The organism is Histophilus somni 2336, assembly GCF_000019405.1.
Classification (GTDB): domain Bacteria; phylum Pseudomonadota; class Gammaproteobacteria; order Enterobacterales; family Pasteurellaceae; genus Histophilus; species Histophilus somni.
This window is the reverse complement of the sequence record NC_010519.1, coordinates 361,197-383,096: the sequence shown is the minus strand read 5'-3', so window position 1 is coordinate 383,096 and position 21,900 is coordinate 361,197. Positions and strand designations below refer to the sequence as shown.

At 37.4% G+C, this 21,900-nt stretch carries 9 protein-coding genes; 4 read left to right on the top strand and 5 right to left on the bottom strand.

Annotated features, from left to right (window positions below; all coding sequences use genetic code 11):
* The first annotated feature begins 259 nt into the window (after positions 1-259).
* The gene (locus HSM_RS01770; RefSeq protein ID WP_012341205.1) at positions 260-4,912 is read left to right on the top strand and encodes a YadA-like family protein; all 4,653 of its coding nucleotides are present in this window, start codon (positions 260-262) and stop codon (positions 4,910-4,912) included.
* Between the two features lie 334 nt (positions 4,913-5,246).
* On the opposite strand, the gene HSM_RS01765 is transcribed toward HSM_RS01770, so the two are convergent.
* The 4 genes from HSM_RS01765 to modA all read right to left on the bottom strand — a co-directional run bounded on the left by HSM_RS01765 (position 5,247) and on the right by modA (position 10,568).
* Positions 5,247-5,912, bottom strand: a complete 666-nt coding sequence (locus HSM_RS01765; protein WP_012341204.1) for a hypothetical protein — start codon at positions 5,910-5,912, stop codon at positions 5,247-5,249.
* Positions 5,913-6,026: 114 nt separating this feature from the next.
* Positions 6,027-8,987 (bottom strand): bifunctional [glutamate--ammonia ligase]-adenylyl-L-tyrosine phosphorylase/[glutamate--ammonia-ligase] adenylyltransferase, encoded by a 2,961-nt coding sequence (glnE, locus tag HSM_RS01760; protein ID WP_012341203.1) that lies wholly within the window; start codon positions 8,985-8,987, stop codon positions 6,027-6,029.
* A 100-nt stretch (positions 8,988-9,087) separates the two neighbouring features.
* Positions 9,088-9,798, bottom strand: a complete 711-nt coding sequence (gene modB, locus HSM_RS01755) for a molybdate ABC transporter permease subunit (protein WP_012341202.1) — start codon at positions 9,796-9,798, stop codon at positions 9,088-9,090.
* Between the two features lie 5 nt (positions 9,799-9,803).
* The gene (gene modA, locus HSM_RS01750) at positions 9,804-10,568 is read right to left on the bottom strand and encodes a molybdate ABC transporter substrate-binding protein (protein WP_041604989.1); all 765 of its coding nucleotides are present in this window, start codon (positions 10,566-10,568) and stop codon (positions 9,804-9,806) included.
* 309 nt (positions 10,569-10,877) lie between these two features.
* On the opposite strand from modA, the gene HSM_RS01745 reads away from it, so the two are divergent.
* A complete protein-coding gene (locus tag HSM_RS01745; protein WP_012341200.1) occupies positions 10,878-12,290 on the top strand; it encodes a porin in 1,413 nt (470 codons plus the stop codon).
* Between the two features lie 42 nt (positions 12,291-12,332).
* On the opposite strand, the gene HSM_RS01740 is transcribed toward HSM_RS01745, so the two are convergent.
* Positions 12,333-13,049 carry a CPBP family intramembrane glutamic endopeptidase gene (locus tag HSM_RS01740; RefSeq protein ID WP_012341199.1) on the bottom strand — a complete coding sequence of 239 codons (717 nt, stop codon included), beginning with the start codon at positions 13,047-13,049 and terminating at the stop codon, positions 12,333-12,335.
* A gap of 156 nt (positions 13,050-13,205) precedes the next feature.
* On the opposite strand from HSM_RS01740, the gene HSM_RS01735 reads away from it, so the two are divergent.
* Positions 13,206-13,994, top strand: a complete 789-nt coding sequence (locus tag HSM_RS01735; protein WP_012341197.1) for an RsiV family protein — start codon at positions 13,206-13,208, stop codon at positions 13,992-13,994.
* Between the two features lie 515 nt (positions 13,995-14,509).
* Entirely contained in the window at positions 14,510-21,769 is a 7,260-nt protein-coding gene (locus HSM_RS01730; protein WP_012341196.1) for a YadA-like family protein, read from the top strand.
* The last annotated feature ends 131 nt before the right edge of the window (positions 21,770-21,900 follow it).

The following is a 21,900-nucleotide window of genomic DNA, read 5'->3' as shown; positions in this document are numbered from 1 at the left end:
TTTTATAAACCTTGCAAAATAAATTTTAAAAAATTTTTAACTTCTCGTCATACCCAAATTTCCCCTTTTAAAACCCTTAGCGAAAATATCATTCGTCTTTTTCTGCTTTGCCTTAAAAAGCAAGGCATCGCCGATTTATACCTCATTAATCTACCTAAAAAACAAAAAGTTTAATCCATTCACAACCATAAAAAAGTGAAAAAAATCAACAAAATAAATTATTAAATAACCCATTTTAAAAGATTAAAGAGAGTAAACCATGAATAAGATTTTCAAAACCAAATACGATGTAACCACCGGACAAACCAAAGTGGTGTCTGAATTGGCGAAAAATTGCCAAGTGGCGAGCCGTTCTGAAAATAAACCAAAGTGCGGTGGGATTTCGGGCAATTTTTTAGGGCTGTTTAAATTATTGCCGTTGGCGTTTTTATTGACTGGGAGTTTTGTGTATGGTCAGGATATTAATATAGTTTTGAGTGGGTTTACAGCTGATGAAGCAAAAATTGGTCCAGATACGATTTTAAATGATAAGGGAGGAAATAATAAAGTTCCTTTTATAAGTAAAGTTGGGGATAAATCAATTATTCTAGCCCCTGGTAGTAAATCTCTTATTTTCAAAAGAAAAAGGGATTGGAAGAATGCTGGCGGACAAATCACTATTGATACAGATAACTGGATGAGAATAAGAGAAACCGTAATTATAGGACATAGAGCTAGGTCAAACGGAAACAAAGCTGTTGCAATAGGAGAACAAGCATTTGCAAATAAAGAGGCTGTTTCATTAGGTTCAGAAGCCATTGCTTATGGTAGCCATACAGTGGCTTTGGGTATGCAATCTTATGCTGAGCAAACTGACGATATTTCTCTAGGACATCGTGCTTATGCAAAAGGTTCACAATCAACCGCCTTAGGGGCACATTCTTCTGTGGAGTCTCAAAAAGCCGTTGCTATTGGTTACAATGCGAGAGTGGATAGTCAACATAGCGATGCAATCGCTTTGGGTGCTGAATCTGAAGCCGATAGTCCGTCAGGAAATGGCACTTTTATGATTACAAAAGATGATAAGACTGAGGCTAAAGAAAAAACATGGATAAGTGAAAAGTTTGCAAATCAATTCAAAGACAAACTCGGCGGTGCACTATCAATCGGTAAAAAAGATACAAAATACCGTCAAATCGTGAATGTCGCACCGGGGACGGAAGATACGCACGCCGTCAATTTAGGGCAGTTACGAGAAGCGATGAAAAATGCCGGCGGTGGCGGAGTATCGTATTTCTCTGTTAATAAATTAAAGGCTGAAACGAATAAAAACAACGATGGTGCTAAAGCTGAGCATTCTTTAGCCATTGGCGTAGCGGAAACGGAAATGAGCAAAGGCATGTACAGTATCGTTATCGGAACGGCAAATGATGACGGCACAAATACCGGCAGCGGCAACTCACAATTTACCAAATCATCAGGCAAAGCAGCCGTTGCCATCGGTAGCATTGCAACTGTTGAAGCCGATTACGGCATTGCATTAGGAAAAATGGCAAAAATTCACACAAGTGCCACAGCCGCCATCGCCCTCGGCAAAGGAGCCGAAGCCAAAGTCGCAGGTGCGGTCGCCATTGGTGAGGGTGCGAAAGTTGAAACCGCCGCTGGTGATTCCATTGCGTTGGGGAAAAATTCTGTTGCAGCAACTAAAAAACTTGCCCCAACCGGAACTACACAAAACGTAGGAAAAGATGATGTAAAAATCAGTTGGAACAATGCAGGAGCCGGTCAAATGAAATCGGTTGTCAGTATGGGTAACAAAAATGCCGAACGTCTAATTACCCACGTCGCCGCAGGTGAAGTGACTGACCGTTCAACCGATGCGATTAACGGCGGACAACTTTACAATGTCATTCATACATTCGGTCATTTAGGCATTAGTATATTGGGTGCAAAAAAAGCAGATAGCGATGGTGACGGTTTTAAAATGCCAACTTTTGCAAAATTGAAAGATGCAAGTGGAAGTGATAGTAACAGTAAAACACCAAGTACTTTCAAAGACGCGATTGATAAAAACATCGCCAAACTCAATGAGGGCTTGAAGTTTAAAGGTGATACTAACGGAAGTGGTGGAAGCAACAGCGAGCAACAACTCTATCTCGGTTCAACCTTGAACATTAAAGGGGCGAAAGGCGATGCTTCAAGCCCAGCGACAAGTGCGGGGCAAAATGGTGCACCAAATACCCATCAAAATATTTTCACAAAAACAAGCAAAGACACATTAGAAATCGCTTTGAATAAGGATTTGAAAGGCATTAGCACGATTAGCGGAAGTAACGGAAGTGCGGTTGCAAAAATTGAATTTACGAATGGTAGTGGTAGCCCAACTAGTCCAACGGTCAAAATCACCGCTGACAGTGGCACATTTACCTTTGGCAAAGACGGCTTAGATTTAGGTAATAAACAAATCACTAAACTTGGAAGTGGTTTAGGGGTAAATAGCAATGGCGGAAGTAGCGGAACTAGCAATATTGAAAATGTCCTCAATGGAAATCTTGGTAGTAATGGCAGTAACATTTTCAACAACGCTGTCAATGTGAAAGACTTGTCCGACATCGCCAAAGCCCTTGTGGAAAAAGGCTTGAAGTTTGCGGTGGAAGATGGAAGTACAACTCAACCATCAGCACAAAACGGAAAAACTCCTGTCACTCGTAAACTGGGTGAAACCTTAACGTTTAAAGGCGACTCATACCTCACGTTGGCGACTGAAAATGGCAGTGGCGGTAGCAATGTAGGCAAAATCACCTTTAAACTTAATGTGGCTAATTCGATTGATACGAATGGTCAAAGCATGGGGGGTTCAGGTAGTACAACAGACCCGAATGGCGATAAACTGGTTACCGTAAGTGCGGTTAAAAATTACTTGAAAACTCAATTGGATTCATTAACGCTAAAAATTGAAGCGGATAATTCCAACACGGCACAAGCACAACCTCAACCGCAACCACCACAGCCCACAGGTACGCCATCTGCAAGCGGAAATCCTCAAGGTGCGGTTAAACTCAGATCGCAAGCCTTGCAAGTATTAGGCACAAAAGATGAGATTGAAACGAAAGTTGAACAGGGCAAACAAAACGTTACGCTTAAATTGGCAAAAAAAGTAACAGATAAATTGGGAATTATTCAACTTAGCGACAAGGACGATGATAGTTCTTTCGCCTTGGGGAAAAATTCTAAATTGGAAACGAAGAAAAACGCACTTGAAAGTGCTGAATTTGGAGTGGGTAAAAACAGTTTGAAATTCAGCTGGAAAGATGCAGGTACTTCTAAGAATGGGCAGTGGAACTCGGTCGTCAGTGTGGGCAATACAGGAGCAGAACGCATTATTACTCACGTTGCAGCAGGTAGCGTGATGCCCGGTTCAACTGATGCGATTAATGGCGGACAGCTTTATGGTGTGATTGAAGTCTTTGGAAAATTAGGGACAGATATTTTAGGGGCTGAGGTTGATGACAAGACAAAAACGTTTAAACAATCAACTTTTGCTAAATTGAAAGATAAAGACGGAAAAGATGATACTGTCAAAGCAGCAACTACTTTCAAAGAAGCTATTGATAAAAACATCGAAACCATTAACAAAGGTTTAATCTTCGAAGTGGACGCTGGTAGTACTACAACGTCTACAGATCAGGCTGGTAGTACCACAGCAAACAAAATGACACGTCAGCTTGGTGCGACAATTAAGTTAAAAGGTGATGACTATATCAAACCGAGTATTGATGCGAATACAGGCACCATTTCCTTTAAGATTGAAGCGACTGAAGATATTAAAGAGGATGCTGATACTGAAGACAAAAAACTCACGACTGCCGGTGCGGTGAAAAAATTTGTGAAAAACAAAATCCAAACCATCGCCGATAAACAGGCAGAAGCGGATAAAGTGGCAGTGAAATATGATAGTGAAGCGAAAAATACTATCACTTTAGGCGGAAAAGACACAAATGGTAGTACTTCTCACCCACCTGTTGCCATCAATAACCTCAAATCCGGTTTAGGGCTTGATAATGGCACTCAAGATCAACCAATGGGACAAGATAAAACGCTTGAGCTAGTGAAAAAATTAGTTGCTGAGGGTATGAACGGTCAGCAAGGGCAACAAATGACAAAAGATGAACTACACAAAGCCGCCAATCTCGCTGATTTAAAAGCGGTTGCACAAGCAGGATTGAGTTTTGCAGGGAATGAGAGTGGTAAGGATAAGACTGTTCATAGAAAACTGAGCGATACCTTAATTATTAAAGGGGAAGAGGAAACTCAAAACGGTCAAACTACAAGTTCATTTAGTAGTGCCGCTGGCAATATCAAGGTAGAAACCAATAAAACTAATGATGGTTTAGAAATAAAACTGTCGGATACCTTGAAAAATATGAAAGCTTTTGAAACCAAAGAGGAGAGCGGTAAGAAATCGACGTTAAATAGCGATGGCTTAACTGTAACAGATAAGATTGGTACTGCTACTGCTACCTATGGTGCAAAAGGCTTAACTGTTAAAGGTGTGGGTGGTGAAATTAAGATTGATGGTAAACAAGGTATTATTACCGTGCCGGATATTAAACCAACAACCACTGGAAGTGCGGTGGTAAATAAAAACTATGTGGACGGTAGAAATAATGAATTGCGTACACAATTGAATAATACTGACCGAAATTTACGTGCAGGAATTGCGGGGGCAAATGCGGCGGCAGGGTTGACATCAGTCTCTATGCCGGGTAAATCTATGTTAGCCATTTCTGCAGCAGGTTATGGCGGAGAAAACGCAATGGCGATTGGTTATTCTCGTATGAGTGATAACGGTAAGATTATGCTTAAATTTCAAGGAAATAGAAATTCTCAAGGCAAAATGGCAGGTTCAGTTTCTATAGGGTACCAATGGTAAATTGATTATTCACCCTCTTCTTGTTAAGAGGGTGTTATTTTTTTTACATGATTTCTCGCAGAAATTTTTATTATTAAAGTGCGGTTTGTTGAGCTGATTTTTAGCAAATTCTCAGCTTTTTTTCTTCACACTTCTTTTTCTTGTTGCTCTGCACGCTTTTTACGACGAATTTCTTTCGGTTTCGCCAATAATGGGCAGTAGATTTCAATGCGGAAACATAACCGATCTTACCAATCTATAAAATCTTATTGATAACTTTTTGTAGCTATTTATGGATTTTATAGCTTGTAAGATCGGATAGATAACTAGCACATTGAATAATTATTTTTAAAAATTATTGCGTTAAAATTTGCTGTAAAGATTGAGTAAGCTCTTCATCTGTAGTTACAACTAATTGCGTACCGTCTTCAAAAATAATTCGACCTGCAATTATTGGGCTAAATTGAAGATTAGCTTCCGGTTTTAGTATATCTGCACGAATCTCTTCAGCATAAGTTTTAGCTAATTTTGTTAATTTTATTTCGCCCTCGCCTTCTGGAGCAAGCGTATCCTCAAAAGAATAGGCTATTGAAAGAGGCTCTACCAGAGTCGAATCAAAGAAAATAAGGTTATACCACTGAAGTTCTTTGATTGCTTTATCACCTTTATTCTTAACGTTATAAACGAAAGATAAAGTATCTTCACCCTCTATTTTTTCACTCTGATACCCCACCAATTGGATCGTAACTGTATTGTTAAACTGATTAAGAATTTCTTGTTCAGCTGTCTCACTTTTTTCTGAAACAACTTTTTCTTGAGATTCAGGTTGTGTGTTTTCAACTGCGGTTGATTCAGATGAAGTTGTTTCAGTTTTTCCTTGAACGTCAGGTTGAGCTTGAGTTTCTGCAACTGTAACTGGTTCAGTTGGCGTTGTTTCCGCTTTATTTTTTTCATTACAAGCTGCTAATAATACAGTTGAGGCAACTAATGTGCCGACCAAAAGTGATTTATTTAATTTCATCGTTTATTTCTCATTTGTTAATGTAAGTTAAAGGTCTGCATAGCATAACAAAGAAAATACAAATGATAAATAATTTCTTATCATATGCTGATTTTAGGGCAATTATAAGTTCATTCATTCCAATAAACTTTTCCATGTATTGAGAATAAAGGTTCTTTCCTTGCTAAATAGTTGTGCATTAATAATCGGTTCTTGACCTAATAAATTTAAATGATGAATTTGGTTTCGTAAATTTACATAGCATTTTTTTAGCTTTGTGGAAACTTCTTGTGAAATCACCGCACTTTCAGCCATACAGTCAAATATCCTGACATTATCAGACCAACGTGTTAATGCTGAATGTTGGGGAGCATAAGCTAAAACCAAATATTGTGCAATAAACTCAATATCGGTAATTCCGCCCAAATCAGTCTTAATATTAAATTCGTCCGTTTTATGTTTAGAGAGATGATGATACATTTTTTGACGCATCTCTCGTATATCTTGCTTCAGCTGTTCCACATTTCTTGGAGCTGAAAGCACATTACAACGAATTTTTTCAAAGCGTTCACATAAATCAATATCGCCGTATACCGCCCTACAACGAACTAAAGCCTGTTTTTCCCAAGTCCACGCTTCATTCAGTTGGTAATTTTCAAAGGCATTTAAGGAACACCCCAATAACCCTGAATCACCAGCAGGACGTAAACGAATATCTATGTCGTAAAGTATTCCTGCACTAGTATTCATACTAAAAATACTAATTATTTTTTGTACCAATTTCAGATAAAACTGATTGCTATCAATGGATTTTTTACCGCCGATAGTTTGTCCTGTTTGACTTCCGTCATAGAGAAAAACAAGATCCAAGTCTGATTTATAACCAAGCTCAATGCCGCCCAATTTACCGTAACCAATAACCAAAAACCCTTTTTGATTTTCCTTCAAATATTCAGGTGTACCAAATCTTAGACTGACTTGTTGCCAAGCGAGGTTGACAACATTTTCGATAATTGCTTCGGCTAAATAGGTAAGGTGATCACTAACGTTCATAACAGGTAATGCCCCTAAAATATCCGCTGCCGCAACACGTAATAAGGCGGTTTGTTTAAATTGGCGTAACCCATTAATAATTTGTTCTTCATCGTCTGCCGGTAAACGAAGTAAATAGCGGCGTAATTCAGATGAATATTGATGAAAATCCGTAGGATTTAACAGTGCATTAGGATCTAATAATTCATCAAGTAAAATGGGATATTTTGCAACTTGTTCAGCAATCATTTTTGATTGTGCACATAATTTAAGAAGCTGAGTTAAGGCTTGTGGATTTTCTACCAATAATTCAAGATAAGTAGTACGCGTGATAATTTTATCCAGAATTTTCAAGACTCTAGGTAAAAGTTGCTGAGAATTTTTGTATCGAAATACTTGACGGAACAACATTGGCATTAATTGCGTTAATACTCTGCGACCACGTTCTCCCACTGATCGACGAGATAAATCCAGTTTAAACTGTGTCAATTTTTCAATAATTTCATCAAAATATTGCTCATCTATTTGATTTTCCTGCAATATGACTTTAATTTCTTGCTCATTAATGTCCGCATTGAGAAAGTCGTGCCACAGATCATCAGCAATATTTTTTTCTTCCTCATCGTCATCTTCGCCAATTAAATTTCGAAAAACGAACCGCACTTTTTGCTGATGTTCATGCAATACCTGTAAAAATTGTTGCCAATTTTCAATAGGATATTGAGCAAGTGCGGTTTCTTTTCCTGCATTTTCCGTCGATATCGGAAAATAGGTAAAATTTTTTGTAGCAAGAAGTAAACGTTCACGATCGATATCCGCACTTGGCAACGTTTGCGTTTGTTTATCATCAATAGCTTGTAAAATATTTTCCACTCTGCGTAAAAATAAATAGGCATGATATAAATTTGTGCTTTGCTCGGTATCAATTAAACCCAATTTTTCCAGTGCAGGTAAAAGATGAAGCAGCGATGGTTGTTGTAAAATGATTTCACGTCCGCCACGAATAAGCTGAAAAACCTGCACAATAAATTCAATTTCTCGAATACCGCCAGCACCCAATTTTATATTGTCCAACAATCCTCGACGGCGAACCTCACCGGCAATTTTATTTTTCATATCACGTAAAGATTGAATCACACTAAAATCAATATAGCGGCGATAAACAAAAGAGCGTAATAATTGCTGTAATATTTTTACATTCGGATCTTGCATATTTGCTCCCAGAATCCGAGCTTTTATCATAGCATAGCGTTCCCAATCTCGACCTTGATCTTGATAATATTGCTCCATCGCATTAAAACTTAATGCCAATGCACCGCTTTCACCAAAAGGGCGTAAACGCATATCTGTTCTATATACAAAACCGTCAACAGTATATTCATCTAAAGCACGAATTAAGCGTTGTCCCAATCTTGTGAAAAATACACCATTTTCAATACTACGCCGTCCTCCCCGTGTTTCCCCCTGATTTGTCGGATAAGTGAAAATCAAATCAACATCTGAAGAAAAATTCAACTCACATCCACCCAATTTACCCATACCCAAAATATATAATTGTTGAGGATTGCCTTGTGTATCCGTTGGCGTCCCCAATTCTGTGCAAATTTTTTCATACAGCCAATCTCTTGCGGCAATGATCAAACTTTCAGCTAATTGAGAAAGCCGAATAAAAATTTCGTCTACTGTAGCTAAATTTAAACTTTGACAAAGGCTAAGTTTTGCCATCTCACGATGACGAAATAGACGTAACTTGCGGTACAGTTGTTCTTCCGTTTCGGTATTTATCAGTATTTCCTGTAAGCGAACGAAATATCGATCGCAATCAGCTAAAGTAGGGAGCTGATGCCAACATTGTTTGAGAAAGTGCGGTTGTTTTTGCAAAGTTTCAAACACAAAATCTGATAAACATAATCCATAACCTAATTGCCCGAGTTGCGTTTTTTGATTATGTTTATCTTTTTGAATTTGTTGAAAAAGTGTAGTGTTGTATTGCTCAGGAAACTGTTCAATTAAAGAAGTTGCACATTGCACTAATCTTTCTTCAGCACATAGAAATAACGACACGATAAAGCCTCATATAGGAAATGATGAACGATTGTAAAATAAATAATCAAAAATTACCGCTAAAGTATCACTCGGCACAGGCTTATAATTACAAGTATCTTTACCCCAATTTTTGTTGCATTCGTTTCGCCAGCCATTCAGAAATTGATAAAGAGATCAATGCAATAATAATGGCGATAACACAAAGTCTAAATGCCGAATATTCCGCACCCGGTGTTTCAATAAAAGAAAACATCGCCAGCGGAATAGTTTGGGTCACTTGAGGAATATTAGATACAAAAGTAATGGTTGCACCAAATTCACCTAAAGATCGTGCAAAACCTAAAATCATTCCTGATAAAATCCCCGGTAATGAAAGCGGTAACGTAATAGTAAAAAATATCCGCAATGAAGAAGCACCTAACGTTTGTGCTGCCTGTTCCAGCCGAAAATCAATATTTTCAATTGCCAAACGAATAGCACGAACCTGCAACGGAAATGCAACGATTCCAGAAGCTAACGCCGCACCGTACCAACTAAAGCCAAAACTAAAATCAAACCACTGTAGTAAATAGCGACCAATAATACCGTTACGCCCCATAGCAATTAATAATAAATACCCAATTACAACGGGAGGTAAAACAAGCGGTAAATGAATAAGACCGTTAATAATCGACTTACCCCAAAAATCTTTGCGTGCAAGCAACCATGCGACAGCAATAGCAAAAGGTAAGCTCACCGAAATTGAAACCAATGCCACTCTAACACTCAAAGAGATTGCATTGATTTCAGATTGAGATAAACGTAGATAATCGATCATCACATCTAACATAAAAATTATTTCACTGAAAAACCGAATTGTTGAAAAATTTTGACCGCACTTTCTGACCGCAAATAAGCCAAAAACTTGCGGCTTTCTTCATTATCTTGCCCGTTCACAATAGCGATAGGATATTCAATCGCAGGGTGCGTATTTTCAGGAAAAATCGCCACTATTTTGACCTTTTTACTTGCTGCCGCATCTGTTGCATAAACGACACCCAACGGACTTTCCCCTCTTTCAACTAATGCTAAAGCTGCACGCACATTATTTGCACGAGCTAATTTAGTTTCTAAATCATTCCATTGCCCCAAAAAGATAAATGCCGCTTTTGCATATTTTCCTGCCGGTACATGCTCAGGATCACCTACTGCAAGATAAGTATTATTCAAATGAGAATGCCATTGAGCGTTAGGCAAATCAACAGAGGTAATCAAACTATTCTGAGGTGCAATCATCACCAATCTGTTACCAACCAAATCACGACGACTTTCTGTCACAATTGCCCCCTTTTCCGCTAAAAAATCCATCCATTTTTGATCCGCAGAAATAAACAACTGTGCAGGTGCTCCCTGACTAATTTGCCGTGCTAAGACAGAAGAAGAAGCAAAGGAAAAATCAATTTCCTGCTGAGGATTTACTTTGATGTATTCAGATTTAATTTCTTCTAACACATTTACCATAGAAGCAGCGGCAAAAACCGTTATTTTTGCTTGTGCTACAAGGGAAACGCTAAAACAAATCATAGCGATACTATTCACCAATATTTTGTACAATGTCATTCCTATTTCCTTAGCATTAAATCATTATATTGCGTTATTTATAAAGAATTATACAATTTTTTACCCAATCTTTATAACTTCCCCCAAAAAACACAATAAAAAGTTTTTAACATTCTACAAAATGAGGAACTAGCACTCACCGATTTATTGTCTGACACAGCTAAATTCTTCTTATAAACTTTAATAAATAAAAGATTTCCGCCTGGTATGACCACTGAACAAATCTGTAAATTCATTTGTCCCGATACTACTCTTACTTTAGAATTCGGGAAATTTAACTTCACCATATATAGAGGTATTAAATAAAAAATGAATAGCAATAAACAATCACTTTTTACTAAATCTTTCATTGCTTCAGCATTGGCATTATCGGCAAGTTACGTTAATGCGGCGGCGTTCCAAATTGCTGAGGTGTCCAGTTCCGGTTTAGGACGAGCTTATGCGGGTGAAGCGGCAATTGCTGATAATGCCGCAGTTGTGGCAACCAACCCAGCGTTAATGAGTTTGTTTAAAACGAAACAATTCTCAATGGGGGGGGTATACGTTCAATCTAGAATTAATATAAATGGTGAGGTTAAGGTTAATGCGGGGTTATTTCACGGAATTGAAACTGGAAAAGGGGATCAGAAAAACATTGTGCCAAGTGCAGTTATTCCCAATATGTACTTCGTCGCACCTATTAATGATAAATTTGCTGTCGGTGCGGGCATGAATGTGAACTTTGGGTTACAAAGTAAATATAAAAAGGATTATGATGCCGGTGTTTTGGGTGGAACCACCGCACTGAATTCCATTAACTTAAATTTAAGCGGTTCATACCGTATCAGCAAAGGATTAAGCATCGGTGCTGGGTTGAATGCGGTTTATGCCAAAGCGAAAATTGAGCGTCATGCAGGTATTTTGAAAGAAGCACTTGGTACTGTTAAGCAAATATCAACACCAGGAGGACAACCAGGGGGTTTTATAATCAGATTGGATCCGTCATCACAACAACTGCTTGCTGCATTAGCTCAAATAAAAGTTAATTCGGATACTAGCATAATACAATTACAAGATAATAATGCATGGGGATTTGGTTGGAATATCGGGGCAGTCTATGAATTTAATCAAGGTAACCGTATCGGTATTGCCTATCATTCTAAAGTAGATATTAATTTTAAAGATGATGATGCGTTGAGTTATCAACTTAAACCAAGAAGAATTAGTCCTGTTAAAGAGAAAGGTGGGTTAACGCTACATTTGCCGGATTATTTCGAAATTTCCGGTTTCCACCAATTAACGGAAAAATTCGCCATGCACTACAGCTATAAATATACTAAATGGAGCCGTTTACAAAGTTTACATGCCACTTATGATAACGGCAAGGTCGCTTTCCATAAAGATGAAAAATTTCATGACAGTTCACGTGTAGCTCTAGGGGCGACTTATAATGTGAATGATAAATTAACCCTGCGTGCAGGTATTGCTTATGATGAGTCAGCCGACCACCCAAGTGCTTCAATCCCCGATACCGACCGCACTTGGTATAGCTTGGGGGCAACCTATAACTTCACGCCAAATCTTTCTGTTGACGTAGGTTTTGCTCATTTACGAGGTAAAAAACAGCAATTTAGCGAAACACAAAATATTGGAAAAGAGATTAAACTCGTTAATATAAGTGCGGATTATCAATCAACGGCACGTGCCAATTTGTACGGCTTAAATCTTAACTACCGTTTCTAACGGTTATCCGATTGTTTATTTAGGCGTATTTAATACGCCTTTTTATTTGATAATTTTTTCGACAATATCAATAATGGGTAACAACCCCAGTCCAAACACATCAAAGAACGCATGTGCTAACGTAAACGGTAATAAATTTTTAATTTTAGAGCGAAGTATTAGCAATACGATACCGAATAACAATACGTTTACTGCATAAAACATACCTTGATAGGTATGAAACAAAAAACGGATGACCAAGCTGAACACAATCGCATAAGGCAAGGCTTTTTTATTCACTGCAAATATCAAGCCGAGAAAAAAGACTTCTTCAAAAAAACCGTTGAGCAATGAAAAGAGGACGAGGTAAAAAGATAAGGTCGATGTTGTATCTGTAGGTGCAACCTCAGCCGAAGTGAGATATGCACCGGCATCTTGAAAGGGAGCTGCCAAATAGAAATAAAGTTCGCTGAGACTGCCGGCAATCAAAATTATCCCTGCGGTCAGCACAATCGCTTTAGCGTTAAAAGAAAAGGTAAGCTGCGTAAAATCAAAGCGTCTTAGCTTTAAATACACCGCAGCAATCGCTAATGAGATAAGTTCTATCAAAATTGCCCAAATATTATCCTGATCCGTAAATGTCAACGTGTCTGTAATTGCGACCGCACCTTCTTGCAATAAGAAAAATTGCGACAGAGAAATATAAATCGGCATACCAAAAAAGATCACTGTAACGATCAACATATCGACTATATTCATCGATTGAGTAGTTTGCTTCATAAAATATCCTTGCGTTCTATCTAAATAAAACCCGTATTATACGGAAGAATAGCGACTTAATATATCGATTTATTCTTACCCAAAAGAAAAATTTACATTCATACTCTGCCAACTTATAATAAAGACTTTCTTACTCCACTAAACTTTGGCAATCATATGAAAAAAATCTTTTTATTCTTCTCTCTTATGACAACTGTTCTATTGGCAGCTTGTCAGGAACAAGACGTTCCAACTTTACAAGTCAAGAAAAATGTTATCTTTGATCAAGTAAAAACCGTAAATTACCCGCATTCCGATGAATATACTACTGACAATGCACAAATTGAAGTTCGTGGTGAGTTATCCGAAACCGGTATAAAATGGCTTGATCAGTTATTGCTCAAACATGCTTATACCTTAGTGGGCGGTGAAGATAGCATGAAAAAAGACACGCCGACAAAACAAGATCTTGTACAAAAATTTCAACAAATTCATGATGAATTCGTTCAAAGTGCAAAAGAAGACCGTGTATTAGGTGCATCATTCCATCTAACGTCAAATTATCTAGGGCAACGCAATAATATCATTACGTTCAGTAACGATATTGATACTTATACCGGCGGTGCTCACGGCATAAATGTAACCCTATTTCAGAATATTGACAGTCATAAAAAGAAAATACTTGAACTAAACGACATCGTTAAGCAAGACCAACAAAGCAAGCTAAAAGAAGTGCTTTGGAACTTTTATACCAATCTGATGGAAGAAGCGAATGATGACTATATTGGTATGATCACAAAAGAAGATTTCAACATTTCAGAACAATTTTACTTCAATAATGAAGGAATAAACTTTGTTTATCCGCCCTATGCACTTCGGGCTTATGCTTATGGCAATGTCGTACTAACTGCTTATTGGCATGAAATAGAAGATATTATCAATCCTGAATATAATTGGAAAAAATAGTATTCCTGCCATAATTTAAAAACAACAAATCCCTATTGAAATCAGATCCAATAGGGATTTTTGTTACGCCCAAAAGTGCGGTCATTTTCATCAAATTTCGCTTTGACATCAAACAACGTAATTAAAAATCACCCTCTGAATTAGAATAAAAACGTAAGAAAATTGTTTTTTCCATAAAAATTTTGAGATAGAATAATCCGGATTTTTACTTGACAAACAAAAATAGAATAGAAAAATGACAGCCTACAGCCTACAGCCTACAGCCTACAGCCTAGGCTAACGCCTTTTTATAAACCTTGCAAAATAAATTTTAAAAAGTTTTTAACTTCTCGTCATACCCAAATTTCCCCTTTTAAAATCCTTAGCGAAGATATCATTCGCCTTTTTTTGCTGTGCCTTAAAAAGCAAGGCATTTCCTGTTTAGGTTTATAACCAATTCCTACAAAGTTTACTAAACAATCAATCAACGAAAGAAATCATTAATTTAAAAATCCATTTTTAAAGAGAATAGATATATGAACAAAATCTTCAAAACAAAATACGATGTAACAACAGGTCAATGTAAAGCCGTTTCCGAGTTGGCAAGCAATCGCCAAATAGCGAGCAGTTCGGGGGAAAAGCCAAAGTGCGGTGGGTTTTTCGGCGGTGTGTTAGGGGCGTTTAAGGTCCTGCCGCTGGCGTTGGCGATGTCGGGGGTGTCGAGTGTAGCGTATGGAGCAGATGTGTGGATAGATAATAATACATCCAGCGAATACGGTAAATCTAACTACAATACAAGTATTTGGTATGACGGAGCGGATAAAAACATTAAAGAAAAACATCAAGAACTAATATTATTAGCAGACAAATCAAATAAAGCAGGTGCTGAATCTAGTATTGAAAATCAACACGCCAAATATGCAGTCATTATAGGTTCTCGTGCTGTGGGTGGTGGAATTGGTGCAACCTCAATAGGATATAAAGCGATTGTTGGAGAAAACACTAAAGATAAAAATATTGATAATGCTAACGCACAAGGAACAGCGGTTGGATATAGAACCTTTGCGAGAGGAGCAGGGGCGACATCATTAGGGAATGATACAGTTGCTTGGGGAGATTCTTCAATTGCGATTGGATCAGACGGTATCGGAAATGCAGATGCAAAACAAAAAAAACTACCAAAAGACATCTTTAGATTGTTTCTAGATAATGCACAAAATTTTAACTATACAGAGGAATATCCGGCAGTTGATTTTAGATTTTTATTAGGTATTAATGGTGTCGGAAAAAATGAATATGTTAATGGCAAAGGGGAGTTAGTAGGAAAAGATGGTAATGCTCTAGTATTAAATGGAGATTATTTTGTAAGAGATGATGGTAAAACATGGAGTAGTTATTATCTTATCAAAAATGATAATGGTGAAGAGGTTTTTTATAAAAAAAATGGTCATTTATATGATAAAGTTACAGAAAGAGATGAAATTGAAAAAATAAAAAAGAAAGACGATTATCTACGAAAACAAGAATATGATTCTAAAGTAAATGTCGCCTATGAAAAATATTTAGATAAGGACAGTAGAAACAAAATAGAGAAAGAAAAAAATTTAAATGGAGTTAAATACGATAATAGAAAAACTCACACATGGGCTAGGGGGAAAAATGCAATAGCGGTTGGGGCAAGAAGTATTGCATACGGTGATTATACGACTGCAATCGGAACGTTTGCCATTGCCTTTAAAGATTATTCAACAGCAATTGGTTCAGATACAATCGCATTTGGTAAAGAATCATTAGTTCTTGGAAACAAATCGTATGTGTATGCAGATAGAACGGTTGGGGTAGGTACTAATGTACAAGCAATTAATGATGGTGCTATGGTATACGGTTCCGATTCGTATGCGGGCGGTAGAGGTTCATTGGCAATTGGAAATTATGCATTAGCAAATATAGAGATGGATGATAATTTCAATAATGATGGACTTCAAAATAATAATGGCTTTACTTTAACGGATAAGAAAAATTCATATGGTACAAAATTTGATTTTGAAGAATTATATGAAAAAGGAAATACAGCAGATATACAAACTTATTCTCGTTTAATTAAACCTAAAACGACCAAACAAGAGGGAACGGAAGAATTAAAAGCGAAACAATCAAGAGATTCACTCGGATATAATCAAGGTGGAATAGCGATAGGATCGTATTCGGTCGCATTAGGAGACAATACGCTAACAATTGGACGATACGCTTACGCCAAAGAAGATAGTGCGATTGCAATCGGAAGATTTTCATTTGCAAAAGGGAAAGATGCCTTTGCAATAGGAAGTTTTACACGTGCCATTGGTCAAGCCTCAATTGCGTTAGGGAATAATACGTATTCAGGTAAACAATATTCAGTTGCTATCGGTTATAAAGCACAATCTCAAGCGGAAAAAGGTATCGCACTTGGTATAGAAGCAGGTGTAGGTAGAGATGCTACAGGTGCGTTGGCATTAGGTAATGAAGCTGAAGCCAATTTGTCTAATTCTGTTGCATTAGGATATAAATCAACAACTAATTATTTTTATGATAACAAAGCAGATGCAAGCGACAAATTTACGCCTAAATTATCGGGAGAACCAGCTTCTAAATTAGATGCTTATAAAGCTGCGGGTTCAACTTACGAAATAAAAAATGATGCCTCTTATGGGGTGATATCTGTTGGTGGTTGGAAGGTTAGCGAAGGTACAAACACAGAGGCAGTGGGACTTAGAAGAATAATAAATGTTGCACCGGGAGCGTTGGATTCTGATGTGGCGACTGTTGGTCAGCTAAAAACATTAGAATATGTAAAAAAAGAGGGGTTGGTTGTTTATTATACAGTGGATAACAATAACAAAATAGTTAAATTAATGAAAGCATCAGATGACGGTGAATTTTATAGAGTAGATACAAGAAATGGCGAACCTTTAAAAAAATTAGGCAAAATTGACAAGAACAAAGTCTTCGTTGGTGCTAAAGGATTTGATGAAAAAACTCAAACATTTGCTGATGGAAAAACAACTGCTGACATAGGGGAAACAATAAAATTTGGACATTTGGCTGATGGCGAAATTTCAGCGACTTCCGATCAGGCGATTACGGGAGCACAGTTAAATAGTGCAAAAGAGGCATTGGGATTAGAATATCAAAAAGATAGTCAAACAAAATTTAAAAAACATGATTTTACTGCTGTGAATTATGTTGAAGCTGGAGACAAGGGATCACAAGATACCTTTAAGGCTGCTTTAACGGAAACCATTGCAGCGATTAACTCTGGGTATAAGTTTAGTGATGGTACTCCTGACCATCCAAATAAAGATACACCGTTTTATTTAGGATCTACGATTGAAATTGTAAATGGAGATATTGAATCAAACAGTAAAACAAAATATGTCGGTAAAAATTTAGAAACGAAATTTGAACAAGGCAAAACAAACAATTCCGTTGCTAAATTCACTATCGGCTTAAAAGACGATCCTGAATTTAAGAGTGTAACAATTACTGAAGCACCAACGAATGACAATCATGCTGTTAACTTTTTACAATTAAAGAACTTTGCAACAAATGTATTAGGTGCGGAAGTTGATAACGGTAAATTTACATTTAAAAAATCACAATTTAATAAATTTAAAAATGGAACTGAACAAAATGGACAGATACTAAAAGAAGAAAAAACATTTAAAGCGGCAATAGAGGCAAATATAGATAAAATTAATAAGGGCTTTATTTTTGGCAGTGGAGATGGCGATACTGAAAAAGGAACGCATTATTTAGGTGATAAATTAATCATTAAAGCGGGAGCTGTAGATAAACCAACTACTACTCAAGAAGGAGGATACGTTCCTGATAATATTAAAACAGCATATCTAAAAGATAGTAAGCAATTATTAATAGGAATAAAAGAATCACCTACTTTTAAAAATGTATTAATTGAAAATGATATTCCCGAAGACGAGCCAGCTAATCCTAAGAAAAATACTTATGATAACTATGCTGTCAACAAAAAATATTTAGACAAAAGACTAGAAAAAGTCGCCGCTAATTTTACGGTTAAGGGTGATAATAGTAAGGATAATAAAGAAGTATATACATTAGATAAAGAGCATAATGAATTAACAATTGCAGGAGATAGCAAAAATATTGACACTAAAGTTGATAAGAATAAGCAAACAGTAAGTATCACATTAAAAGATGCTTTAACCGGCATAAAATCAGTTGCTAATGGTGACGATGTGAAAATTTCATTAAACAATGGAACTAATGGAAGTGGAAAATCTATCGTTTTCACAGCCGGAAATTCAGGTAAAACTGTAACATTAACAGAAGATAAATTCAGTGGCGTTTCTGAAATTAGTAGTAAAGACAGTCAATCTAAATTGACACTTAATGCTGATAAAGCAACTGTAGAATTAGCTCATGGTAAATCAAAACTTGAATTAAAAGAGAATGAGGCGACCATCACTGCAGGAACTGATGCTGGAAGTCTTAAAATTACAAGTAATGGTAAAAAGCAAATTGAGTTAAGCCCTGAAAGTGGAGCGACATTAACATTCACAAAATCAAACAGTGATAAAGTTAAAATTTCAGGTGTTGCAAGTGGTTTAGGAGATACGACTGCAAATAATGTAGCAACTAATATTGAAAATGTATTAACTGGAAGTTCTATAGATACTATTCAAAGTAATGCCATAAACGTTAAAGACTTATCTGATGTGGCTAAGGCGATTATTGGTAAAGGATTAACATTTGCAGGAAATAGCGGTACAGCCAACGTTGCACTTGGAGAGACTATCACAATCAAAGGTGATGGAACCGATGTAGATATAATGGCTACAGCAAGTGCTACAGAAAAAGCACTTACGTTAACGTTAAATAAAGAAACGACTTTTAACCCAGATAGTGACAAAGTTGTAACATCTAAAGCTGTGGCGGAAGAGCTTAAAAAATATACTCAAAGAGATACTCTAGTAGGGGATTTAGAAGAGTATTATTTAGAAATAGATGGTGCAAATGTTAAAGATAAAGCGATTTTTGGTTCTAATATCGGCATTGATAAAATCAATCTTAAAGAAGATGAAACAGAGGGTACAAGCGAATTAGTACAAGCCAAAGCCTTAGTCGACTATCTGAAAGGCACAGGGGATAAATCCGTTAAACTTTCTGATTCTGCAAAAACACAAGCAATAGGAACAGGGTCAATTTCTATAGGACATAATGCGGTATCGCAAAATGAGGGAGCAATAGCATTAGGCTATAATTCGTCCGCAAAAAATAAAGGAGCAATTTCTATAGGACAAGATTCTGATGTATTAGGACGTAGTTCAATATCTGTAGGTAGAGAAAATAAAGTAAATGGTAGTTTTTCATTTGTATTTGGTGATGAAAATCAAATAGGTTTTGATTCCAGCGAAACGTATGTAATAGGGTCAAATAACGAAGTAAATGGAAGAAAAAATATATTGTTAGGATCTCATATCAAAGCAGATGAAGAAATAAATAATGCAATAGTATTAGGAGATAGATCAATAGCTGTAAACAATGCTTTATCTGTTGGTAATGCGACAAATAGAAGAAGAATAGTATTTGTTGGAGATCCAAAACATGATTTTGACGCTGCAAATAAAAAATATGTGGATGAAAGAGGTTATAAATATGTAGCAGATAGTATTCCAACCAATGATGATAAAGATAAAATCATAAAACTAGGCTCAACTATATCTATTGTTAAATTAGCCGGCACATCAAATGGAGCAACAACACCTCCACAACCGAGTACATCTACAATAAATATTGGGGACTATAAAGGAGATAATTTAATCACTCAATATAGTTATGAAAGTGGTAACGCTAAAATAGAAATTGGGTTTAAAGATAGTCCAATATTCAAAAGTGTAAGTCTATCTGAAAATCAAAATTATGATAGAAATACACTGACTGAAGATTCTAAAAAAGAACTCATCACCAAAGGCTACCTTGAACAAGCGTTAAGTAGCTTTAAATTTAATGTGGCTAATGGTGATGGTAAGACCTATCAAATCGGTCGTGACGATACCTTGAAATTTACGAATGGTCAAAATATTACATTGGCTTTAGAGAAAAAAGAGGGGGCTACACAACCAAGTGCAAATAACGGAGGTAATAGCGTTGGCGGGGGAAGTGATGCGAGCAATACAGCTTCATCAGCTACTGCTTCAAGTATGGCGACAGCTAGCACAGCAAGTAGTACAAGCGAGCCATCGAATACGACAGCGGTGATAACGATTGGCACAAAAGAAGATCTAGAAAATATAAAATCTATCAAAGGCTTGAAAGATCTAGACGATAAGTCTACTGGTGATATGGCTACTAATAAAAACTATGTCGATGAACAGGTTAAAGCTCTGAACAATAACCGTCCATTCGATTTTTATTTAAATGGCCAAAAAGTAGTTAAAGATGCTAGTGGTAAGTTCAAAAAATTGAAAGACGGAAAACCTGATCAAGAACTTTCTGGCGATGAAGCAAAACAAGTCGTGATCAAAGCCGAGCCGACTTCAACCCCTATCGGTATCAGCAACATAGCAAGCGGTTTGGGTATTGATGCCGACAAAGCGAAAGAGCAGGCTGAAAACGTGAAAAAGGCAGGCGAAGCAGTGAAAACCGAAGCACAGGCGGTGGCGAAAAAAGTAGACGATATGTTGACGCTACAAACAGCAAAAGAGGCGAAACAGGACGCCATTGACGCTCTTGAAACCGCATTGTCTTTCATGCCGGAAACTACACCGGAGGAAAAAGCGGCGAAAGAGAAAGCCAAAGCTAAGATCGAGGGCGAAAAATCAACATTAGCCGACATTAACTCGAAATTGGATAAGGCGAAAAAAGAGGTTGAATCGGCACAAGGCATATTAAAAGCGAAGCAAGACGCCTATCAAACCGCATTAGCCACAAAAGATGACGCAGTCAATAAGTTTTTGTCAGATGATTCCAGCATTGATGTGAAGCGTGCTGCCAATCTTCAAGACGTGAAAGCTTTAGGTCAAGCGGGCTTAAATTTTGAGGGCAACGACGGCGTGCTTGTCCATAAAAATTTAGGCGAGAAATTGACCATCAAAGGCGAGGGCGAGTTTAACAGTGCGACCACGGCGGCGGGCAATATTAAAGTGGACGCCTCCGAGACGGGACTGGAAGTCAAACTGTCCGATAAGTTGAAAAATATGACCTCTTTTGAAACCAAAGAAACCGCAGAGGGGAATAAATCCCGTCTTGACGGCAACGGATTACGGGTAACTCATAAAGACGGCAAATCGGCACAATATGGGGTAGACGGCGTGAGATTGACTGTCGGTAAGCACAGTGCGACTTTGACGCCAAGCGGATTAACCTTGACCAACCCGCAAGGTCAACGTATTGAAATTGACGGGGTGAAAGGAGAAATCAGAGTGCCGGATTTAACGCCGAACTCTTCACCGAATGCCGTGGTTAACAAAGGATATGTCGATGCCTTACAAACACATACTGACAAAAAATTCAACCAGCTTGAAAATAGGTTTGATGCGTTTAGTAAAGAATCTCGAGCAGGAATTGCCGGTTCGAATGCGGCGGCGGCATTGCCTACGATTTCGATTCCGGGGAAATCAGTGCTTTCAGTCTCTGCCGGTACGTATAAAGGTCAAAGTGCGGTCGCTTTAGGCTATTCTCGTGTGAGTGATAACGGTAAGGTTCTGTTGAAATTACACGGAAATAGCAACTCTGTCGGCGACTTCGGTGGCGGTGTGGGTATCGGCTGGGCTTGGTAACCTAGTTAAACGACCATAAAAAAGCAGTGATTACTCACTGCTTTTTTGATAAATAAAACTCAACGATGGCTTGCTATTTGAAAGATGGGTTATCTTTTGTCATAAAAATCTGCACACTAATCGTTGGTTGT